Origin of the sequence: Streptomyces sp. NPDC012466 (assembly GCF_042955215.1) — a bacterium.
In the GTDB taxonomy this organism is placed as follows: Bacteria; Actinomycetota; Actinomycetes; order Streptomycetales; family Streptomycetaceae; genus Streptomyces.
On the sequence record NZ_JBIBEQ010000004.1, the window covers coordinates 111,663 to 131,949 of the forward strand.

Sequence of the window (20,287 nt, forward strand, 5' to 3'; positions counted from 1 at the left end):
TACCGGCGACGGGCCGACACCGGGGCTACTCCGCCACGGACTCGGAGTCTTCGACGAAGTAGCTGTCGTGCCGGATGCGGAACCGCTTGAGATCCTCGCCACCGCGCTGCGCCATCTCGGCGACGTGCTCGAAGTATTCTTCGCGCGGGGCACCGGGGGAGAAGAGCATGAGCATGGACATGGGCTCATCGCTCACGTTCTTGAAGGCGTGCAGGCCGCCGACCGGTACGTACAGGAAGTCGCCCGAGCGGCCCGTGACCCACTTCTCGCCGTTGTAGAGCTCCAGTTCGCCGGAGAGGATGTAGAAGGACTCCGACATCGCCTTGTGGAAGTGGGTCTTGGCGCCGGCGGATCGCGCACCCAACTCCACCTTGTACAGGCCGAATTCACCGCCGGTCGACTCGTCGGTGGCGAGGTAGTGCGTGGCGCTGCCGGGTGACGAGATGTCCGGCGGAGTGTCGGCCCGGCGGAAGACGGCGTTCACTTCGCCCTTGTCGCCGTGGTAGCGGGGCTCCGGGTACTCGAGGTGTTCCAGGTACGACATGATGCGCTCCTCTCGGCGGGTTCACCAGCATGGTGGCTGTCGTTCCGGAAGGTGGCATCGGGCTCGCGGATGACCCTGGCGCGGCCTGGGCCGAGGGCTGGAGACCTACGGCGGGTATCGGCAGTCGGCCACCGGCGGCTCACCGACTGTCTCCACCGTCGTGAGAGCCGTGAAGGGGCCGCCGTACGGGTGACGCGGCCGGGGGCACGAAGGCCCGGCCGACGACGGCCGACACGGCCGGACGTCGCACGCGACTCACCGCGGGGCGAGTCATGCCTGGCCGGCCACGGTGAGCGAGGCCGGGACGGCGTCCGTCACGAGCCGTCGGCGTGTGGAAGGGTGGAAGTGAAGTGTTGACCGACCCAGTGATCCGATCCCGGTGTGGATCTCGTGCTGGCGGCCCGGACTGTCCGGTTCGGCCGGGGCACGGGGCTTCCCCGGCGCGTCTCCTGGCCGTTCGCAGGTGGCGTGGCGCATCGTGGGCGGGTTGCTGACCTGCAAGGAGACCGCCGTACGTGTCTGCTGATGCAGGCGAGTGCGCCGGTGAGATTGACAGGTCTAAGGGGCGAATGTGATGAGCCGAGCGAATCAGCATTCGGAGCAGGCGGGTGATCCGGAGGAGGCCGCCTCCGGTCCCAGCGGGCTGATGGATCTGCTGGGTGTCGCCGCGGTGCTGGTGGAGGCCGACGGCCGGATCGACATGTGGAGCCCGCAGGCCGAGGAACTGTTCGGCTACACCGGCGCCGAGGCGGCCGGGCAGTACGCGGCCACCCTGCTTCTCCATCCCGAACACCGGGAGGCGGGCATCAGACTCTTCGCCGAGCTGATGGTCACGGGCCGGGGCTGGGCCGGGTCGTTCCCCGTCCGGCACAAGAACGGCGGCACCCGGATCGTCGAGTTCCGCAATATGCGGCTGACGGACAACCTCGGCGACCACTACGCGCTGGGACTGGCCACCGACCGGGCCACGGTGCGGCAGGTGGAGCGCGAGGTGGCCCTGTCCAGTCAGCTGGTCACCCAGGCGCCGATCGGGCTGGCCGTCCTGGACACCGCGCTGCGGTACGTGGCCGTCAACGGGGCCCTGGCCTCGATGCACGGCGTACCCGAGGCCGACCATATGGGCCGCTCCTTCCGGGAAATCCTGCCCGGCGCGCCCTTCACGACCACGGAGAACCAGATGCGGGAGGTCCTGCGGACCGGTCTGCCGTTGGTGGACAAGCAGGTGGTGGGCCGTACCCGCGCCGACCCGGACAACGACCACGCCTGGGCCGTGTCGCTCTACAGGCTGGAGGACCAGAGCGGGCACGTGCTGGGGATCGCCAGCGTGGTGGTGGACGTCACCGACCGGTACGAAGCAGCCAGGCAGGCCGACCGGGCCCAGCAGCGTCTGCGCGTGATGGCCGACGGCTCGGCCCGCATCGGAACCACCCTGGAGGTGGAGCGGACCGCCCAGGAGCTGGCGGACGTCCTGGTGCCCGACCTCGCCGACATGATCGCGGTGGACATCCTGGACTCCGTCCTGCGGACGGGCCGCCCCGACCGCGGCGAGGGCCCGGCGCTCTTCCGCGCACTGGCGGTGAAGACCGCCTACACCACCGACGCCTCGGAGGCGATCATCGCGCCCGGGCACCTCACCACCTACCACGCCGACCATCCGGCAGCCCACTGCCTCCGCACCCGCAAGCCCCTGCTGCTCACCCACCTGGACAGCGGCGACCTCAGCCGCATCGCGGCCGACGCCGCCGCCGCGGGCCTGCTCGCCCAAGCCGGTGTCCACAGCGACATGGCCGTCCCTCTCATCGCCCGCGGACAGATCATCGGCGTGATGGGCCTGGCCCGTGCCCGCAACCCGCAGCCCTTCGACGAGGACGACCTCACCCTCGCCTGCGAACTGGCCTCGTCCGCCGCGCTGAGCATCGACAACGCCATCCTTCACCAGCACATCCGAAGCGCCGCCGAAACCCTGCAGCGCAGCCTGCTGCCCCAGCCCTCGCCTCGCCGCCCGGGCCTGCAGATCGCCGCACGGTACCGGCCCGCGCAGGCGTTCAGCGAGGTCGGCGGCGACTGGTACGACATCATCCCCCTCAGCGATGACCGAACCGCCCTGGCGGTGGGCGATGTCATGGGCAGCGGTATCCCGGCCGCCACCGCCATGGGCCGGCTGCGCACCGCCACGTCCACCCTCGCCGATCTCGACCTCGCACCGAGCCGGATCCTCACCCACCTCGACAAGATCACACAGGGCCTGGACCCCTACTTCGCCACCTGCCTCTACGCGGTCTACGACCCGCGGCACTGCCGCTTGCAGCTGGCCTGTGCCGGCCATCTGCCCCCGGTCCTGGTGCGGTCCGGCGAACCACCGGAACTGCTCGACCTGCCCACCGGCATCCCGCTGGGAGTGGGTGGTGGCCTCTTCGAGACCTCCGCGCTCGCCATGAACCCCGGAGATCAACTCGTCCTGTACACCGACGGACTGGTGGAGACCCGCGACGACCCCATCGACAAGCGTCTGGACGATCTCCTGCGCCTGCTGTCCCCGCCGTGCAGCTCCGCGGAGGAGACCTGCGACCGACTGCTCGAACAGCTCCGGAAACCCGCCGACCACGACGACGTCGCACTGCTCATCGCCCATGCGCAGCCGCTGGGGTGAGCCAGGCGTGACCGAGCGGATGTGTCGGACCGGTGCTGTGCGGCAAGGAGACGACGGGGCGGCGAGGATCGGCACATCCTACGACCGCGCGACCCCTGCCGAGAGCGGGCGAGGTCGTCCTGGGTGACCCGTGGTTGGCCTGCTCTCGGCTTGCGTGGAGACACCCGGTCGCGCAAGAGTGCGGTGGACCGGAGGTCGGCTCTTGAGGGCGGGACGGGGGCAGTCGGTGTGCAGGATGGATGTGGCCGCCAAAGAGGCGGCGATCGATCGGTTCCTCCACGCGTATCCGCGGACAGCTGAGGCCGGCCGTGAGCATCCCGCCCTCAACGGGTGTGAGGAGATCCGCTGGGCGGAGTTCCCCGGGTGCCCGGCCGGGATCCCGGCCCTGCTGTACGGCCTGCTCGATCAGGCAGCCGCGGCCGAGGCCCAGCGTGTCCTCACCAGCTCCATGTTCGACCTCGCCGAGATGAACCCCGCGATGCCGGAACTGCTGCCATTCCTGCTCCGCCTCGCAGGCGACCCGGAACTTCCCGAGCGGTCCGGACTGCTGGATCACCTGATCATGGCCGCCGACTACTCCGAGCCGGTCGATCCCACCAACGAGGCCATGGCGCTGTGGTACGGCATCGACGGCGAGCATCCGGAGCGTGAGCGGTGCAGGGCCGTGTTCACGCGCTACGCGAGTGTGGTGGAGATGCTGCCGAACGGCCTGATCGCCCCGGACGGCCGTGCGAAGCTCAGGCGAGCGGCAGGACTTCCGTGACGTCCCGGCGTCCTGGGCCACGCACGACCGAAGAGGCTGTGCGGACCCGCCGAACAGGCGCCCGCAGCCGCCGGCCGAACTCGACGCCGTCCCCGTTGCAAGCCGGCGAGGAACCCTCCGCAGGTGCGGGCCGAGTTCGTCGAAACGCTGCTCGGGATTCCGCACCCCGCCGGAAGCGGATTCCCACGGCGCCGGTGGGGGACTGGTGGTTCTGCTGGACGAGCACCCCTTCGACGAGGCCGGCGTCCTTGACCGGAAGGAGCTGAAGCACGAGCCGTCTGCGGTGCACCGCCCGTAACAACCGCTGCGGCGGTGCCGTACGGCCGCCGCCACGGCCCGGCAGCTCAGCAGCGCACACCGCTGATCGCTCCCCCGGGGCCATGTCCCAACCGCGCATCGGGCAGCGACCGGATCACCGCCCCGTCCTGGAGGCCCTGCCCGTGGAATCGTCCCCCAGCCCTCACAGCCGTACCGAGCTGACGGCCACGGAGTGGCACACCGTCCGCGAGTTCCTCGGGTGCGACTGCACCGATCCGGACCCGGCCGCCTGCACCGGCTCACCGCTCGACACCCCCCGCGCCGGTCCGTGCGGACCGGCGCCCACACACCGCCAGTGCCCGTGCCACCACATCCGCACGGCGACGGAACACTTCGAGATCCGTGCGGCCGTCAAGGCACGCAGGAACGACGCCACGAAGGTGCTGCGCGACTTCGGCGCGGCTGCCGAGCGATCACCCCATCCCGACGCCGAGGTGTGGGCGGAGGCTCTCAGGTGGGCGGTCGCCCGCTTGACGGGTGGACACTCGAGCCTCCACGCCGACGAGAGGTTCGAGAGGCAGTTCGGCGCTCACCCCTACCGCTCGGCGTGGGCGCAGCCCGACCGTCCGTCCTGACACGCTCGACCGCCCCCCCACCGGCTGTTCCCCTTCTGCTGGTCCTTCCTGAACAGGATCGCGGTGTCAGCCGTCGAGCCAGTCACCTGCGAGGTCCGTGGGACGGTATCCCGTGGCGTTCCAGAGGAAATGCGGGTGGGCGCAGGCGAACATGTAGGCGAGCAGTGTGGTGTCCTCCCTCCCGGTTCGAGGGTCGTGCAGGGTGTGGAACATTTCGGATCCGACTGCGCCGGCGTCTTGTTGGACCTGACGAGCGCGGTCCTTGGACGGTGCGGCGCTGGATGCCTCCACGGCGGCTATGTAGGTGCGGCGCAGGATCTCCCATGTGCTGTCGGTGTTGCCGTGCCAGGGGCCGTGCAGTGCTTCGAAGGCATGGAGCTCGGCGTCGAAGAGCGGCCAGGTCTTGGGGTACTGGGCTCGGCAGCGGGCGGACAGCTCGGCGGTCCGGGTGCTCAGTGCCGGCGCGGTGGGCCGCGGGGTGATGGTGAGGGTGGTGCCGTGGGTGAGGATGCCGGTGCACGCGTTGGGCTGCAGGTCGCAGAGCGGGCACGCCTCGGCCGGGGGGAGTCCCTGGGTGATGCCGTCGAACCACAGGGCGTGGCGGCCCGTGAGCCCCATCCAGACGATGGTCGTGGTCATCAGCCAGGTGTTCCACATCGGATCATGCGCCTCCGGCGTGCAGCCGTACTTGACGAGGGCGATGGCGCAGGCAGCGTAGAAAGCCTTGGTGTGGGTGGGCATGTCGGCGAGCCAGAAGTTGCTGATCTCGCCGGTGAGGGCGTCGACTCGTACGTCGGCCATGTCGTCGATGACGCGGCACAGCAGCAGGGAGGCGAGGTGTTCCTCCTGCCAGAGCTCGGTGTCGGGCGAGACGTGCCAGAACAGGCAGTCCAGCATCTGGAGGATCGAATAGGTGCTCTGGCCGAGCGGGTTGGTCTGGGGGAGTACGACACTGCCCGCGTGGTGCTGCTGGAGCCAGTACTCGTCGACGGAGCGCTTGTGGGCCGCGTAGAGTCCGCAGACCAGGGCCCGTGCGCTGTTGGTGCTGAAACGCTCGGCCAAGCGGCCTTCCACGAGTTGGGTGAGGCGCGTGGTGTCGATGGTCTCGATCACGCGCTTGTATTCGTGAAAGACGAGGATGTCGTCCTCGAAGCGGTGGCGGTGGCCGAGGTCCCGTTCGAGGTCGTTCATCTGCCGGGTCCAGGACCATCCACCGGTCAGGACGCTGTCGAGTTCCCGGCGGTAGGGCCAGGTCTTGACCGTGAGGGGACGGCCGGCGCTCTGCCGCCAACCGTAGTCACCGAGCGTGCGTGCGGGGGGCGTGGGGAGCCGACGGCACAGCGGGCAGGCGCAGTCGGTTGCTTGCTCCTCCTCGCGCGGCGGGGCGAGTGCCCGGCTTCTCCAGGCCTCTTCCAGCATCCTGCTGGTCAGCCGGCAGACCTCGACATCGGTGCTGACTTGGGGGAAGGCTTCTTCGATCACGCGCAGGCTGGTGTCGAGCCGTTTCAACCTGGCGTAGCCCTCCTCGTCGGGCGGGAGGAACGCGCGCGGTGCCAGACGGAGGGCCCCCTCCACGTGCAGCGCGGTGCCGGACTGGGGGGATCTGAGTGCGTCCAGCCGCTGCTGAGCGGAGTTCTGGCACCTTCGGTGCTGCTCGGTGCTCCCCTTGATGCGTTTCGCCAAGAGGCGGGCCAGGGCGTTCCCGGCCTCCCCGCGCTGGAGCCGGGCGCTGGGCTGCGCCGGGAGCACGCTGTCGGTGGGTGCCTTCGGACCAGCACCTTCAACTCGAGATTTCACACCGGTCTCCCTTCAAGCTGTGGTCCTGCCAACGGAATTGATCGGCCTGGTGGTTGGCCGGTTGTGCCGAGAATCTGCTGTGCCTTCCGCGGACGGACTTCGCCGAACAGCCGGGCTCCTGCGACCGGTTCCGCTTCCTACGGCACGGCCGCGAGGGGCGGGACTGCCGCGTCGACGGCCGGGGTGGTGGAGCGGGTCGCCCCTACCGGAGGCACTCGCGGCCCATCAGATGCGCTGCCGCTCCAGGAAGACCAGGACGTCCGCTGACAGGGGGGTCGACGGGGGGCCGAACCTGACGTCCTGAGGCATACGCTTCCTTTCGGGAGACGGACCGCAGAGTCCCCCCGGCCCTGCACACAGGCGGCCGCCGAGACCGCCCGCACAATCGAACTGAACTTCGCAGAACGAAAGTTGAACCGAGAAGCGCTACGAGGCTGCCCAGAGCGTAAATGATCTACACTGTGATACGACCGTGATCTGGGTTACTGCTCAAGCCTCATGAGGTGCGTATACTCGCGCGCCCTCACGGTGAGGGGGTAAGGCGACGATGCACGCGTCAGAGGTCCAGCGCGCGGTGGCCGTGGCCGCGTCGATCGCCGCTTCACTCGACCTCACAGTCGATGACGCGGTCGTTCTTCATGACTCGAACAAGCTCACCCTGCGTCTGCTGCCTTGCGACGTCTTGGCCCGGGTGGCACCCGTGGCGCAGCAGGTCGCGCAGTTCGAAGTGGAGCTTGCTCAGCGGCTCGCGGAAACGGGGTGCCCTGTGGCTGCTCTCGCGCCCCGAGTGGAGCCGCGGGTTCACGAGCGTGATGGCTTCGTGGTCACGCTGTGGACCTACTACGAGCCCGTCACGGCCCGTGAGGTCTCACCGGCCGACTACGCCAGTGCGCTGGAACGGTTGCATGCCGGCATGCGCACACTCGATGTCCCGGCGCCGCGCTTCACGGATCGAGTGGAGCGGGCTCAGCGACTCGTGGCGGACCGCTGCCGCACTCCGGCGCTCGCCGACACGGACCGGCAGTTGCTCGGCGACACCTTACGAAGCCTGAAACGACGGATCGGCGAGCGCGGCGGCGCGGAGCAGTTGCTGCACGGCGAGCCGCACCCTGGAAACCTGCTCTCCACGGCGGACGGGCTGCTCTTCGTCGACCTGGAGACGTGTTGCCGTGGGCCCGTCGAATTCGACCTCGCGCATGCTCCCGAGGAAGTCGGCGCGCACTATCCGGGTGTCGACCGGAACCTGCTGCACGAGTGCCGCATCCTCGTACTTGCGATGATCACGACGTGGCGCTGGGATCGAGACGACCAGTTCCCGGACGGCCGTCGACTGGGCACGGAGTGGCTCGGCCGGATCCGGGCAGCACTCGATGGCGACGGCCTGGATGGTCCTGGCTGATGGCGTTTCCGCTTCCGCGTGGCGTTCGTCGGGTCCACCTGCCTCGGGCATCGGAGACGGGACGTGGAGGCGGCTCCCGCGAACACATCGGGCCGGGGCGCCAATTGGTTTGACTTTACTTACCCTTTGCGATTTGCTGCGGCCCTCACCTTTCATGATCCGGGGGGATCCCTATGAGCCGCACGGTCCGTGCAGCCGTCCATACCGTCGCTGTCACCTGTCTCGCGCTCGGCCTCAGCTCCTGTTCCGAGGCGGTCGACCAGGTCGACAAGGCGGTGGACACCACGTACGAGGTCACCTACGAGGTCACGGGGAAGAACGTCGACTCGATCGACTTCCACGGCGGCGGTGGCAAGGCCCTGGAGCCGAAGGTCGATTCAGTCTCCAAGCCGAAGCTGCCCTGGAAGAAGACGGTCACCCTGCGGGGCATCATGCCCGCGGCCGTCATACCGGTCGCCGCGGACCCCGAGGGTTCTCAGGTGGCCTGCAAGATCGTCTACGAGGGCAAGGTACTCGATGAACAGAGCGCCAAGGGGCTGGTGACCGCAGGCGGTTGCACCGCGGCATCTCCGGTCACGGAGTAGCCGAAGTCATGACCGACCATTGCTGCGAGGTGATGACCAGTCGCGTGGACGTCCGCTGCGAGCAGCACGACGACCCTTTCGCCTGTCCTGACGCGCTGGTCGACTTCAGCGCCAGGTTCCAGGAGTACGGGCTGATCATTCATGACGGCGGCCGATCGAGCATCACGATCGATTTCTGCCCCTGGTGCGGACGACGCCTTCCCGCGTCACAGCGGGACCGGTGGTTCGACGAGCTGGAGAGCCGTGGGATCGATCCCTTCGGGGACGAGGTCCCTGCCGAGTTCCAGGACGAACGCTGGCTCGCCACTCCGCGCCAGGAGTGATGCGTCAGTGGCACCGCCTCCGGGTCGCCTCCTGTACATGCCGCAGGGGCGGCCCGGGCCCTACGGCCCACCGCAGTCGCAGAACATCCCCTAGGGGGACCCTCTCTACCTACGGGACGCTTGCCCTGGGCACTCCTGTGCACCCACCGCAGTGCCGCACGACGTGCGGTGGCCGCTCAGCCGGACGGAGCGACCGAGGACCACACGCCGAACCACTGCTCGGCGCCGAACTCCTCGAACCGCTCCACCTCGGTGAACCCGAGCTTGACCGCGAGGCGCATGGAGCGGATGTTGGCGGTCTGGGTGCAGAGCACCACCGGCTCGCCGGGACATGCGCCGGCGAACCAGTCGAGCGCGGCTGCGCACGCCTCGGCGGCGTGCCCGCGCCCCCACGCCTCCGGCAGTAACGTGTAGCCGAGTTCGGCCTCCCCGCCATCCGGAAGGACGTGCCCCGGACGCTCTGGGTCACGTCGATCCAGCGTGACCATGCCGATCATCGCTCCGTCGAGGTCGATCACGAAGAGGCCAGGACGCCGCCCGGGTATCTCGGGCAGTGCGTGTTCGAGCGCGGCACGCGGTCGAGGGCCGCCGAGGTAGGTGTGCACCTCCGGCGAGGAGAACAGCTCGATGAACGCCGCCCGGTCCCGCGCCTCGGACTCGCGGAGCACGAGCCGATCGGTCTTCAGGGGGGCGGGTGGCCAGGCGACAGGCCCGAGTTCAGTCATGGCGGGCAACCTATCGCAGGCCGAGAAGGCAATGAATTCTGCGTCCTGCGCAGTGAGTCCGACCGCGCTGCGATGTCTGTCTGAGGCGGACGCTTGTGGCGAGAGCGCCAAGACGGCTGCTCCTGGCGTTCGTTCGCGAGCAGGAGCGTCAACCGCCGGCCAGGGTACGACCGAGGAGCGGAAGCAGGCGGTCCCAGTGGCGTTGCAGTGCGGAGGGGTTGAAGGCATCGGTGTCGGACATGGTGAAGCCGTGGACGGTGCCGGGGTAGATCTCCGAGGTGTGGTCGACACCCGCCGCATCCAGCGCATGGTTGAGCTCGCCCAGGGCCTCGGGCGTCATGTCGGTTTCCGCGTGGCCGAGATGGACCCGGGCGGTGAGCTGGGAGAGGTGCAGGCGGTCGGGCCCGTCGACGATCACGGGGCCGTGGAACGAGGCGACGGCGGCCACTCGGCCGGGGTGGGCTGCGGCGGTCCGCATCGCCAGGAGGCCGCCTATGCAGTAGCCGGTCACCGCGACCGGTCCGGCGCTGACCTCGGGCTGGGCGGTGAGGAAGTCGAGGTAGGCGGCGGCGTCACTCAGGACGCGTTCGGTCGTGTGCTCCTGGATCAAGGGCATCAGCCGCGCCATGATCGCGGGCCGGGCCTCTTCTCCGATGTGCTCGGGAAGTGTGATCACCGGTGCGGGACCGTGACGGTAGAAGAGATGGGGGACGAGCACGTAGTACCCGTGCCCGGCGAGTTCGCCCGCCATCTCCCGCAGCACCGGCCGGATCCCGAAACCGTCCGCGTACATCAACACCCCCGGGTGCCGCCCGCCGCGGGCGGGGAGGGCTGCGAATGCGTCGGCCCGGCCGTCCCCGGTGGGGATCCGCACCGTCTTGATCGGCAAAGTCTTCCTCACCTGGGGTTTCGGCCAGTGTTAGTCCCACTAACGTTTTCGGTCCGAGTGAACGTATATCGTTAGTCTGACTAATGCAACGGAGATGGGGCCATGATCGGAGCCGGAACAGCGGACCCGCCCGACGAAGGCGCGCTCAGAACGCCCGCCAGACTGCGTCGGCAGGCGAGCCGGCTGCTGTCTCAGCTCACCGTGCGGTCGGACCGACTGGTCACCGAAGGGCTGGCCCGAGTCGACGCCCGTAGGTGGCACTACGCCGTGCTGGCCTCGCTGGAGGAGTTCGGGCCGGCCAGCCAGGCGGAGCTGAGCAGGCGTTCCGGGATCTTCCGCAGCGACATGGTCGGCGTGCTGAACGAACTGGCCGGGCGTGACCTCGTCGAGCGGGCCCCCGATCCCGGCGACCGGCGCCGCAACGTCGTCACGATCTCCCCCCGGGGCCGCCGCCATCTGTGCCGCCTCGACGAGGCCCTGGACGACCTCCACGACACACTGCTCGCACCGCTGAGCCCTGCCGAACGCGACCAGTTCGTGCAGTTGCTCACCCGCGTCCTGGACCACCACACCCGGACCCCTTGAACCGACGTGGAGCGCCGAATGCCGGCGCGGTCAGTTGGCGGGAGGCGGCGCTACCGACCAGGGGTGCGGCCGGCCTCGGTGCGCAGCCGGACGGGATCCGGTCCGGCCCCGGAGGCGAGGCCTCCGAGGCGTACGCCTGGTGGCAGGGAGCATGGCCCGCTGCTGCACCCACCGGCGAGGGGGCCCGGCCAGGGGTGCCTCTACGCCCCGTCGCGGCCCACGACCGGCTGCCGCCACCACGCGGCGCTCGCGTCGCGCAGGGTGTTGGTGCCGCAGTGCACTTCACCCATACCGAGGTGGTACGTGTACCAGTCGTCGATGTACGACACCGTCATACCGACCCGCTGGTAAGCGGCGGTGACGGCTTCCGTGAAGATGTCCTTGCCGCCGATGACGGGCCCCCACTGGCGAGGGGCCAGGTAGCGGCCGCGCCCGAGGAGCACACCGTTGACCGCACCCGGAACGTATGCGCTGGTCGTCACCGTCGCCGGAGCCGCCGCACGCGAGGCGGCCGGGTTCTCGGCGAGCCACTTCTGCTGACCGTGTTCACCGAGGCTGTCCACGAGGTCGGAGCCGGCGCCCATGCGTGTCAGGCGCGGCACGGGAATCTCCTGTCCGTCGGAGGTCAGGGCCTCCGAGTCACGGGTGTACAGCGCGGGCACCCGCACGATCTCCGCGTCGGTGACTCCGGTCTCGCGTTTGAGGATCTCCAGGTTGGCCGCGATGCGCCGTGCGGCCATCTCGTTGTCGGCCACCAGGTGACGGGAGGCGAGCGCCTGGTCGATGGTCTCCTTGGGGGCCGGGGTGTGACTGCGGCCCGGGACGGAGAACATCTTCGTCGTGCCGTGGCCGTCGCGCTTGGCGTCGCGCAGCAGCCGCAGCCCCGCCTCGGGGTCGGCGACGCCGATGCGCCAGCCGCGCGGGGTGTCGGCGGGCAGGAACTGCACGAACTCGTCGACGTGCCCCACGCCCAGCCAGGAGGTGTCCAGCAGAAGCGGGTCCTGCAAGCCCTGCGATGTGAGCATCGTCCGCATCACCTTCGACGGACGCGCCCCGCTGTCCTTGCGCTCGCCCATGATGATTCGCCCGGCCGGGAAGGAGCGGCCACCGTGCGTGTAGGGCGGGATCGTCTCCAGGTTGCCCATGGAGTTGAGCGACCAGTCGTCGGGCTCCGCCGGGTCGGTCACCTGCACGACACCGACGTCCCGGCCGCGCACCTTCTCGAACAGCTCCCGGCCGGCATCCCGGTCCGGCTGTGCGGAACGCAGCATCACACGCATCACGTGCCGTTGACCGCCCGGTCCCGTCATGCTGACGTAGGCCGGTTCGACGAAGTCCTGGGCCCAGCGGTCGGCGTACATCTCGAAGGTGACCAGCGGCGTGGTGACCCCCGCCTTCTTGACCTCCTTCTCGAGGGCGGTGACGAACTCCCGCTGAAGGCGGCTGTCCGGTCCGTCACCCTGCACCTTGGACACCATCACCTGCTGGGTGTCCTGAAGGTGATGCTGTGTCAGCAACGGCGCGACGCGCAGGGTCACCGCGTCGGAGGTGGACTTCTGCCCGGACGTCACCGTCAGCCGGACCACCGCACGGCCGTCCCACTTCGCGCGGTCCCGGACGACGTCGGTGGCCTCGACACCGAACTCCACACCGGAGCGCAACTCGGCGGCCGTCAGCCGCGTCCCGGACGTCACGGGGATCCACATCCCGTCACGCTTGAGGAAGAGGTGCGCGTGCGAGCCTCCCGTGGCGAGTTTCAGGCTGCCCTTGGCGTCCGCGGGGAGACCGGGCAGGGGAACGGAACGGACCCGGGCGAGGTCCGCCGCGTCCTCAGTGCCGTTGACCTTCGTGTCGGAGGCGTCGTTGCACGCGGCCAACTTCGCGTCGGACAGCGGTGCGCCGCCGGGACCGGTCACCGGACACCGCTTGGCATCGTCGTCGATGTTGGGCAGATACACGGCCCCGCGCTCGACGGACCAGCCGTCCTCCCCCTTGGTGTCGCTGCCACCGGTGACGTCGACCCGCCCGTCACGGTTGACGTCCGCCCGCAGGTCGGCGTGCCCGCCCGTCTCGGCGGCGACGGCGGAACCGGCAGGCCCGGCCAGCACGGATCCTGCGGCAGTGATGGCCAGGACCACGGACCCGGCCGGGTACAGGCGCGAACGTATACGTCTGCGTGAACGCACGGCGCATTCCTCTCAGTTGTGGGGCTTCGCCCTGCAAGAGGAGGGACCGCGGCCGTGCGTTCACTGTGCGGTGGGAGTTACTTCACACGGGGCTGTCGACGCCGCTCCTGGGTGGTTCGGGCAGCCAGTCGCGGGCCGGGTCGTACTCCAGCCACCGGCTCCGTCCCGCCTCCTCCGCGCAGGCGGTGACGAGGCCGGCCAACCCCGGGTGGCCGTCGCCGGCGCGCCACAGCAGTGACCAGGCGTAGAGCGGCGTGGGAGCGATCAGGGGGACGGAACGCAGTCCGGGAACCTCCGGCAGCGGCACGTCGGCGGGTATCAGCGAGAAACGTCGTGGCTCTTCCGTCACCTCGGCGAGGAAGCGGGCGAGCCCCAGGTTGACGCTCGTGGCCGTGTTCCGGATGCCGAATCGGTCGGCGAACCGGTGGAGGAAGTCGAGCCGGTCCAGCGCACCGGGCGCCCACAGCACGCTCTCGCGCAACTGGTCCGGGTGCAACGCCGGTTCGCCTGCGAGCGGGTGGTCCGCGCTCAGTACGGCGTCCACTGGTTCGAGGCGAACGAGGCGGTGTGCAAGACCGGGGGGCAGCGGGGGATGGACGCGACCGAAGGCCGCGTCGATGTCGCCGTGCAGCAGGGCCGTCGTCACCGACGGCAGATCGCGCCCGTGCCCCAACGCCAGCTCCCCGGCTCGTCCGGCGACCTGGGCCAGCGTCCGCATCGGGGCGTAGAGATGCCCCCAGACGTCCACGCGCAGCGGACGGTCCTTGCCGACCGCGGCTGCGACGGCGGCGTCGGCGGCGGCCACCGTCCGACGGGCCGGAGTCAGGAAGCGCCGGCCGGCCTCGGTGAGCCGCACGCCGTTGCCGCCGCGCAGGAACAGTGCGGTGCCGAGCAGTGATTCCAGCCGCGCGATCCTCTTGGACAGCGCCTGCTGGGAGATGGCGAGCGTCCCGGCCGCCCGTCCGAAGTGCAGTTCGTCGGCGGCGCGCACGAAGGCACGTACCTGCGCCACGTCGAGATCCATGGCTGCCACCATAGGTGACAACCGATGGTTGTCGGCGGTGCTTGTTCGTTGTTGGATCGCGGTGCGGACGCCGGGGTTGCATCGGCGGCATGCAAAGACTGATTCCCACGGGGGAAGCGGCGCGTCCGGTCGCCTTCGCCGAGGTTCCCCCTCCCGTGCCGGAGTCCGATGAGGCGCTGGTCAAGGTCGAGGCCTTCGCGCCCAACCGGGGCGAGATCTTCCTCCTCGACCACCCCCGGCCGGGGCTGCTGCCCGGCAAGGACGTCGCAGGACTCGTCGTGCAGGCGGCAGCCGATGGTTCCGGCCCAGGCATCGGCACCCGAGTGGTCGGGCACCCGGCGCAGGGCGGCTGGGCCGAGTTCGCCGCCGTGCCCACGCACTCGCTCGCGGTTCTCCCGGACAGCATCGACAGCGCCCGGGCGGCGGCCCTTCCACTGGCCGGGATCACCGCCCTGCGGCTGCTGCGCACGGCAGGTTCACTGGCCGGTCGGAGCGTGTTGCTGACCGGCGCCTCGGGTGGAGTCGGCCATTACGTCACCGAGTTGGCCGTCGGGGCCGGAGCCGAGCTGACCGCGGTGACGGCCACGCCGGTGCGCGGCGAGCGGCTCGCGGAGCTGGGCGCGAAGGTGGTGCACGAGGTCGCTGCGGCTCGCGGGCCGTTCGATGTCGTGCTGGAGTCCACGGGCGGGCCGGATCTGCCGCTCGCCCTGTCGAAGGTGCACCCGGGAGGCCTGCTCGTCTGGTTCGGCCAGGTGAGCCGCATCCCTGTGTCACTCGACTTCTTCCAACTGCTCGGCGGCCCCGAGCGCGTCACGATCCGGCACTTCCACTACGCCGGCGCCCCGTACGGCTCCGATCTCGCCACTCTGGTGCGCCTCGTGGAACAGAACCGGCTGCACCCGGAGGTCGGCCGCATCGCCGACTGGACACAGACCGCCGCCACACTGGTCGACCTGCGAGAGCGCCGGATACGCGGCAAGGCCGTCCTGCTCGTCGGAGGAGCACGATGAACCCCACCGAGTTCGCCGCCGCCCAGTGGACCCGCGCCACCGGTGCGGGCGTGGACCCACACGAATACCGGCGGGTCACCGACGGCCTCACCTCCGTCACCGACTGGGGACCGTCCTTCCGGGCCACCGGACGCGCCTACCTCCAGCGTGCGGAGGACGCCGGATCGCCCCTCTCGGCGGGTGAGTACCTGCTGACGGCTGCCCGGTGGTTCCACCTGGCCACCCTGGCGCCGTACGCGGAAGCACCTCGTGCGGCCGTCGAGGCGGACCACGCCTTGAGCCGCGCGTTCGCGGTGCTGGAGCCCGGTGCGCGACGGGTGAGCGGCGACGGATTCACCGGCTGGCTGCGTGGCCCGGCCGACGGGCGGGGGACCGTGGTCGTCGTCCCCGGCCTCGACTCGGCCAAGGAGGAGTTCCTCGACCTGGCGTCCGCGCTGCTGGCCAGAGGGCTGGCGGTGTTCGCGATGGACGGCCCCGGACAGGGCGTGCTGGCGGCCGCCACCTCCCTCAGACCGGACTACGAGCGGGTCGTGGGGCGAGTCGTCGACGCCCTCGGCGTCGCACGCGTCGGAATCGTCGGTCTCAGCCTGGGCGGCTATTTCGCGGCCCGGACGGCGGCGCTCGAACCGCGCGTGGCAGCCGTCGCCACCGTCAGCGGTCCCTTCCGCCTCGACTGGGAGGAACTGCCCCCGCCCGTACGGGACATCATGATCCGCCGTGCCGGAGGGGCCGATGCCGCCCGCGACTTCGCCCACCATGTGGATCTCGCAGGCCTGGCACCCCGTATCGCGGCCCCACTGCTGGTCGTGGACGGTGGCCGGGACGTGATCCCCGGCGTGACGAACGGCGCGTCCCTGGCGCGACTGGCGCCGCTCGGCGGATACCTGTCCGTCCCCCACGGTGACCATCTCCTCGGCAACGCCCGGCCCGACTGGCTGCCCCACCTCGGCGACCACATGGCCCGCACCCTCACGGCAACACCAGCATGAAGCGCTTCACCCGGGGTGCGACATGACGCAGCCGTCCCGCGGCGTCAGTACGCGCTGCGGGACGGCTGCGGGAGTCGAGCCAGGTCGTTCGAACCGCGTCGAAAGACCTGCTGAAGCGCCTCCGCTCGTGCGCGGAGGTGGACAGCCCGCCGGACAAGGGGAAGGCCGTCCAAAGGGGCCGGTGGTTCAGGCGATGGACGCGGAAATGATGGCCGACACGGCGAGGTTGCAGGAGGCCGTCACCCAGACCGCGGGATGAGGCTCTGCCTCGACCAGAGTGGCACCGAGGCGACCCGGGGTGACCAGGTCCACCACCCAGAACGCCACCGCCATCATCACCAGTCCCAGCAGTCCGAAAGCCGCGGTCGAGACCAGTCCCTTGCCGAAGTCCTCGTACGTCGTCCAGATGGACGTGAACACGATGCCGCCGATGCCGAGCAGCGCGGAGCTGAGGACCGTGGCGGCGTTGCGATTGCGCTGTTCCCAGATCTGGCGGCCGAGTTTTCCGGGCGTCAGCACATCGACCAGGACGATGCCGAGGACCAACAGAACCAGGCCCAGACCGCCGTACGCAGTGGCCCGCCCGAGTCCGTTGACGATGTCGCTCATGGGGTTGCCAACTCCGAAGCTAGGGATCATGACTGATCGCGGTCAAGGAGAGGCAAAATGTAGCGCACACACGCCGCCCGCCGAACGGCGCCCGCCCCTCCGTGGGACGCAACGGCGATGGTCCACAACCCCTGTTGCCGCCGGGCGCGGCAGTGGCGCCGAGGGTGATGCGTGTCACGGTCCGGGTGTCCGGGCCGGACATGCGCGATCATGGCCGGATGGAGGCTCGTTTTCTTGGCATCGCCGAGCTGGCCCAAGTCCCGCGCGTGGCGGTCGTGGTCGACGTCGTGCGTGCTTTCACGGTGGCTGCCTGGGCCTTCGCCCGAGGGGCGGAGAAGATCGTTCTGGCCGAGTCGCTGGACGAAGCCCTGGCCCTGAAGGCCCGCCACCCGCACTGGGTGGCGCTCAAGGACGGGCCGCCCGCGCCCGGCTTCGACAGGGTCAACTCGCCGGGCCTGTTGCGCTCTGTCGACCTCGCCGGACGGACCGTCGTGCAGAAGACCACGGCAGGGACGGTCGGCGCCCTGGCGGTCAAGGAGGCGTCGCTGGTGCTGTGCGCCGGCTTCGTGGTGGCGGAGGCGACGGCTCGGCTCCTGCGGGCTCGCGAGTGCGACCATGTGACGTTCGTGGTCACCGGCGAGGGCGGACAGGCCGATGAAGACCTGGCGTGCGCTCAGTACATCGCCCGGAGGGCCACCGGGGCCGAGACGGATGCGGCCGAGTTCCTCCGCCGCGCCGGCGATTCGCGTGCCGCCGCCGAGCTGGCGGAGGGGGTACGTCAGGGAGTCCATCCCGATGACATCGCACTCTGTCTTGAGCTGGACCGCTTCCCCTTCGCCATGGTGGCGACCCTGGAGGACTCGCTCATGGTCCTCCGCCCGTGTGCCGTGCCTTCGCCGACCGACGAGGCTTCGACCTGATCGCACCGGGCGGCCAGGCAGGTCTCAACGCACGTAGGGTGCACGTGGCAGGGTGGTTCGGCCCCGCTGCGGCGGACGCCGTGCCCCACCTGAAAGGGAAGGATCGACAAGACATGCGCGTCATCGTGGCCCACGGCCCGGGAGAGGCGCTCCGATGAGCGGAGCCGAGGAACCGGAATCCGTCCTCTTCCACACCAGCGGGCGCGCCGCCCACATCACGCTCAACCGGCCTCGGGCCCTCAACGCCCTCACCCACACCATGGTCCGCCGCATCGACGAGGCGCTGACCGCGTGGGAGCGGGAGCCGGGCGTGGAGACCGTCGTCCTGACGGGCGCGGGGGAGCGCGGCCTGTGTGCCGGCGGTGACATCCGTGCCATCCACGACGACGCCCGCGACGGTGACGGCACTGCCTCCGCCTTGTTCTGGCGCGACGAGTACCACCTCAACGCCCGCATCGCCCGCTGTACCAAGCCGTACGTCGCTGTCATGGACGGCATCGTCATGGGCGGCGGTGTCGGCGTCTCGGCGCACGGCAGCGTTCGTGTCGTCACCGAGCGGTCCCGGGTCGCCATGCCGGAGACCGGCATCGGCTTCGTGCCGGACGTGGGCGGCACCCATCTGCTCGCCCGGGCCCCGGGGGAGTTGGGCACCCACCTCGCCCTGACGGGCGCTCAGATCGGCGCCGCCGACGCGCTGCTGTGCGGGCTCGCCGACCACTACGTGCCGACGGCATCCCTGCCGGACCTCCTCGACGCCCTGGCCGACATGCCCTCGGGAGAGGCCCTGGCCGGTCGTGTGGGGACACCCCCGCCTGGGGTCCTGGCCGCACAGCGTGCCTGGATCGACACCTGCTACGCCGCCGACACCGTGGAGGAGATCGTGCGTCGGCTGCTCGCGCAGGGTGACCCCGCCGCCAAAGAGGCCGCGGAGACCCTGCTCGCCAAGTCGCCGACCGCCCTCAAGGTCACCCTCGCCTCGCTGCGCCGCGCCCGGAGGCTCGGCACGCTGGAGTCGGTCCTGAACCAGGAATACCGCGTCTCGTGCGCCGCCCTGGACACACCCGACCTGGTGGAGGGAATTCGCGCCCAGGTCGTCGACAAGGACCGCAGGCCGCGGTGGTCACCGAAAACCCTCACCGAAGTCACCGAGGCCGATGTCGAGCGCTTCTTCGCCCCGCTCGGCGATCGCGAACTCGGTCTGTAGCGGGACGGGTGCTCAAGGGAAGTCCGACTTGGCGTCGAGTGGCCCGCAGATCGCCTTGCCCGAATGTACTCATGGGCTTGCGAAACAGCTGACGGCAGTATGCGAGGCGCCGGAGTGGCGACGCTCCGGCACCCCATCTGTTTCAGGAATGGTCAGAGCATGAGGAGCAGCCGCGTGTTGGGTACGAGTTTCCGGTTGACGCTGGTGCTCTGTACGAAGATGGTGAAGTGGTCGTTGTGGTCCGGCTTGACGCGGACTTCCGTTGGGGGCAGTCCGAGCAGGGTTCGGGCCGCGGGCCCCGTGTACACGCGGTCCGTCTTCTTCTCCAGCACCGCGATCTGTTTCTGCGCCTGGATCTTCTCCGACTTGCTCAGTTGGTAGAACGCCTTGCCGGTCTGGTAGGTGTGCCCACACTCGGTCACCCATTCCCTGATCGCCGCGTCGCGGGCCACCGGGATCAGCTGGTACTGCGACGGCTCGACCGGGGTGAGGCCGGCTGCCTTGATGGTGTCTTCGTTGACCGCTTCCGCGCCGGTGGAGAACACCGCCCGCGATCCCCGGATGCCCTGGGTGCGGCCCATCATGAAGTTCTCGGTGGCCTGCCGGATGACCTGCCCGGCCTCCTCCAGGCCTTGCGTGCTGGTGGCGTCCCATATGGCGATGTTGTCCTTGGGGAAACCGCACTGCATGGCCTCGCGCTTGCCCATTTGGTCCGGCACCAGGACGGCCAGCGTCCAGTTGTCCTGCTGAGTCTCGATCATCTGGGCCACCGCCTGGACCAGTTGACGCGGATCCCTGGTGGGGGAATCCGGACAGCGGTGGCTCGCGTTCTCCTGCCCGTCGGTCAGCACGAACGTCAGAAAGCTGTGATCGCCGTACAGTTGGGCCGTCTGAGCCAGCTCGCGCTGTGACTTCAGCGCGGCCGCCAGGAGGGCCGTCATCCCGCCGGTCCGGTACAACTGCTTCAGTGACGGCATGCGCAGCACGTCCTTGTCATAGATGACGCACTCCACCTTGTCGGCGAAGGCGTACACCGTGACGCGGGTTTCCTGGTCCAGTTCCCTGGAACGGCGGGCGAGATACGCGATCTGCTGGTCGGCGACTTCGACGACCTTGCGGCTCAGGTGCGACATGGACGAGCTCGCATCCAGCACTAGAGCGACGTGATTGATGTAATTCTGGCTTCCGGACAT

At 69.7% G+C, this 20,287-nt stretch carries 19 protein-coding genes; 11 read left to right on the forward strand and 8 right to left on the reverse strand.

Annotation, left to right across the window (positions count from 1 at the left end; all coding sequences use genetic code 11):
• Positions 1-25 precede the first annotated feature (25 nt).
• Positions 26-544, reverse strand: coding sequence for a cupin domain-containing protein (locus ACFY9E_RS16400; RefSeq protein WP_390983982.1), 519 nt, complete (start codon positions 542-544; stop codon positions 26-28).
• Between the two features lie 574 nt (positions 545-1,118).
• Here ACFY9E_RS16400 and ACFY9E_RS16405 point away from each other — a divergent pair.
• From ACFY9E_RS16405 to ACFY9E_RS16415, 3 genes are all read left to right on the forward strand, one after another.
• Entirely contained in the window at positions 1,119-3,194 is a 2,076-nt protein-coding gene (locus tag ACFY9E_RS16405; protein WP_390983985.1) for a SpoIIE family protein phosphatase, read from the forward strand.
• A gap of 241 nt (positions 3,195-3,435) precedes the next feature.
• Entirely contained in the window at positions 3,436-3,957 is a 522-nt protein-coding gene (locus ACFY9E_RS16410) for a hypothetical protein (RefSeq protein ID WP_390983987.1), read from the forward strand.
• 380 nt (positions 3,958-4,337) lie between these two features.
• The gene (locus ACFY9E_RS16415) at positions 4,338-4,850 is read left to right on the forward strand and encodes a hypothetical protein (protein WP_390983989.1); all 513 of its coding nucleotides are present in this window, start codon (positions 4,338-4,340) and stop codon (positions 4,848-4,850) included.
• A 66-nt stretch (positions 4,851-4,916) separates the two neighbouring features.
• Here ACFY9E_RS16415 and ACFY9E_RS16420 read toward each other — a convergent pair whose 3' ends face one another.
• A complete protein-coding gene (locus ACFY9E_RS16420) occupies positions 4,917-6,647 on the reverse strand; it encodes a hypothetical protein (RefSeq protein ID WP_390983992.1) in 1,731 nt (576 codons plus the stop codon).
• A gap of 547 nt (positions 6,648-7,194) precedes the next feature.
• Here ACFY9E_RS16420 and ACFY9E_RS16425 point away from each other — a divergent pair.
• The 3 genes from ACFY9E_RS16425 (at position 7,195) to ACFY9E_RS16435 (ending at position 8,953) form a co-directional block, all read left to right on the forward strand.
• Positions 7,195-8,046 carry a phosphotransferase gene (locus ACFY9E_RS16425; protein WP_390983994.1) on the forward strand — a complete coding sequence of 284 codons (852 nt, stop codon included), beginning with the start codon at positions 7,195-7,197 and terminating at the stop codon, positions 8,044-8,046.
• A 173-nt stretch (positions 8,047-8,219) separates the two neighbouring features.
• The gene (locus ACFY9E_RS16430; RefSeq protein WP_390983997.1) at positions 8,220-8,630 is read left to right on the forward strand and encodes an MmpS family transport accessory protein; all 411 of its coding nucleotides are present in this window, start codon (positions 8,220-8,222) and stop codon (positions 8,628-8,630) included.
• Positions 8,631-8,638: 8 nt separating this feature from the next.
• The gene (locus ACFY9E_RS16435) at positions 8,639-8,953 is read left to right on the forward strand and encodes a DUF6980 family protein (protein ID WP_390983999.1); all 315 of its coding nucleotides are present in this window, start codon (positions 8,639-8,641) and stop codon (positions 8,951-8,953) included.
• A 176-nt stretch (positions 8,954-9,129) separates the two neighbouring features.
• Here ACFY9E_RS16435 and ACFY9E_RS16440 read toward each other — a convergent pair whose 3' ends face one another.
• Entirely contained in the window at positions 9,130-9,678 is a 549-nt protein-coding gene (locus tag ACFY9E_RS16440; RefSeq protein WP_390984002.1) for a GNAT family N-acetyltransferase, read from the reverse strand.
• A 148-nt stretch (positions 9,679-9,826) separates the two neighbouring features.
• Positions 9,827-10,567: a dienelactone hydrolase family protein gene (locus ACFY9E_RS16445; protein WP_390984005.1), complete on the reverse strand. Its 741-nt coding sequence runs from the start codon at positions 10,565-10,567 to the stop codon at positions 9,827-9,829.
• Between the two features lie 102 nt (positions 10,568-10,669).
• Between ACFY9E_RS16445 and ACFY9E_RS16450 the strand changes: the two genes are divergently transcribed.
• The gene (locus ACFY9E_RS16450; RefSeq protein WP_390984008.1) at positions 10,670-11,152 is read left to right on the forward strand and encodes a MarR family transcriptional regulator; all 483 of its coding nucleotides are present in this window, start codon (positions 10,670-10,672) and stop codon (positions 11,150-11,152) included.
• A 200-nt stretch (positions 11,153-11,352) separates the two neighbouring features.
• On the opposite strand, the gene ACFY9E_RS16455 is transcribed toward ACFY9E_RS16450, so the two are convergent.
• Together ACFY9E_RS16455 and ACFY9E_RS16460 are read right to left on the reverse strand one after the other, a co-directional pair.
• Positions 11,353-13,338: a protein-arginine deiminase family protein gene (locus ACFY9E_RS16455; protein ID WP_390984011.1), complete on the reverse strand. Its 1,986-nt coding sequence runs from the start codon at positions 13,336-13,338 to the stop codon at positions 11,353-11,355.
• Between the two features lie 82 nt (positions 13,339-13,420).
• Complete coding sequence (locus ACFY9E_RS16460; RefSeq protein ID WP_390984014.1) at positions 13,421-14,362, reverse strand: LysR family transcriptional regulator; 942 nt, start codon at positions 14,360-14,362, stop codon at positions 13,421-13,423.
• An 89-nt stretch (positions 14,363-14,451) separates the two neighbouring features.
• Between ACFY9E_RS16460 and ACFY9E_RS16465 the strand changes: the two genes are divergently transcribed.
• A complete protein-coding gene (locus ACFY9E_RS16465) occupies positions 14,452-15,372 on the forward strand; it encodes a zinc-binding dehydrogenase (RefSeq protein WP_390984016.1) in 921 nt (306 codons plus the stop codon).
• Entirely contained in the window at positions 15,369-16,361 is a 993-nt protein-coding gene (locus tag ACFY9E_RS16470) for an alpha/beta fold hydrolase (RefSeq protein ID WP_390984019.1), read from the forward strand. Before ACFY9E_RS16465 ends, ACFY9E_RS16470 begins: the two co-directional genes overlap by 4 nt.
• Before the next feature lie 186 nt (positions 16,362-16,547).
• Here the strand turns inward: ACFY9E_RS16470 and ACFY9E_RS16475 are convergent, their stop codons facing one another.
• Positions 16,548-16,970, reverse strand: a complete 423-nt coding sequence (locus ACFY9E_RS16475) for a DUF350 domain-containing protein (protein WP_390984022.1) — start codon at positions 16,968-16,970, stop codon at positions 16,548-16,550.
• 218 nt (positions 16,971-17,188) lie between these two features.
• Between ACFY9E_RS16475 and ACFY9E_RS16480 the strand changes: the two genes are divergently transcribed.
• Positions 17,189-17,890 carry a 2-phosphosulfolactate phosphatase gene (locus ACFY9E_RS16480; protein ID WP_390985092.1) on the forward strand — a complete coding sequence of 234 codons (702 nt, stop codon included), beginning with the start codon at positions 17,189-17,191 and terminating at the stop codon, positions 17,888-17,890.
• Between the two features lie 154 nt (positions 17,891-18,044).
• A complete protein-coding gene (locus ACFY9E_RS16485) occupies positions 18,045-19,094 on the forward strand; it encodes a 3-hydroxyisobutyryl-CoA hydrolase (RefSeq protein WP_390984025.1) in 1,050 nt (349 codons plus the stop codon).
• Positions 19,095-19,246: 152 nt separating this feature from the next.
• On the opposite strand, the gene ACFY9E_RS16490 is transcribed toward ACFY9E_RS16485, so the two are convergent.
• Positions 19,247-20,287 (reverse strand): vWA domain-containing protein, encoded by a 1,041-nt coding sequence (locus ACFY9E_RS16490; RefSeq protein WP_390984028.1) that lies wholly within the window; start codon positions 20,285-20,287, stop codon positions 19,247-19,249.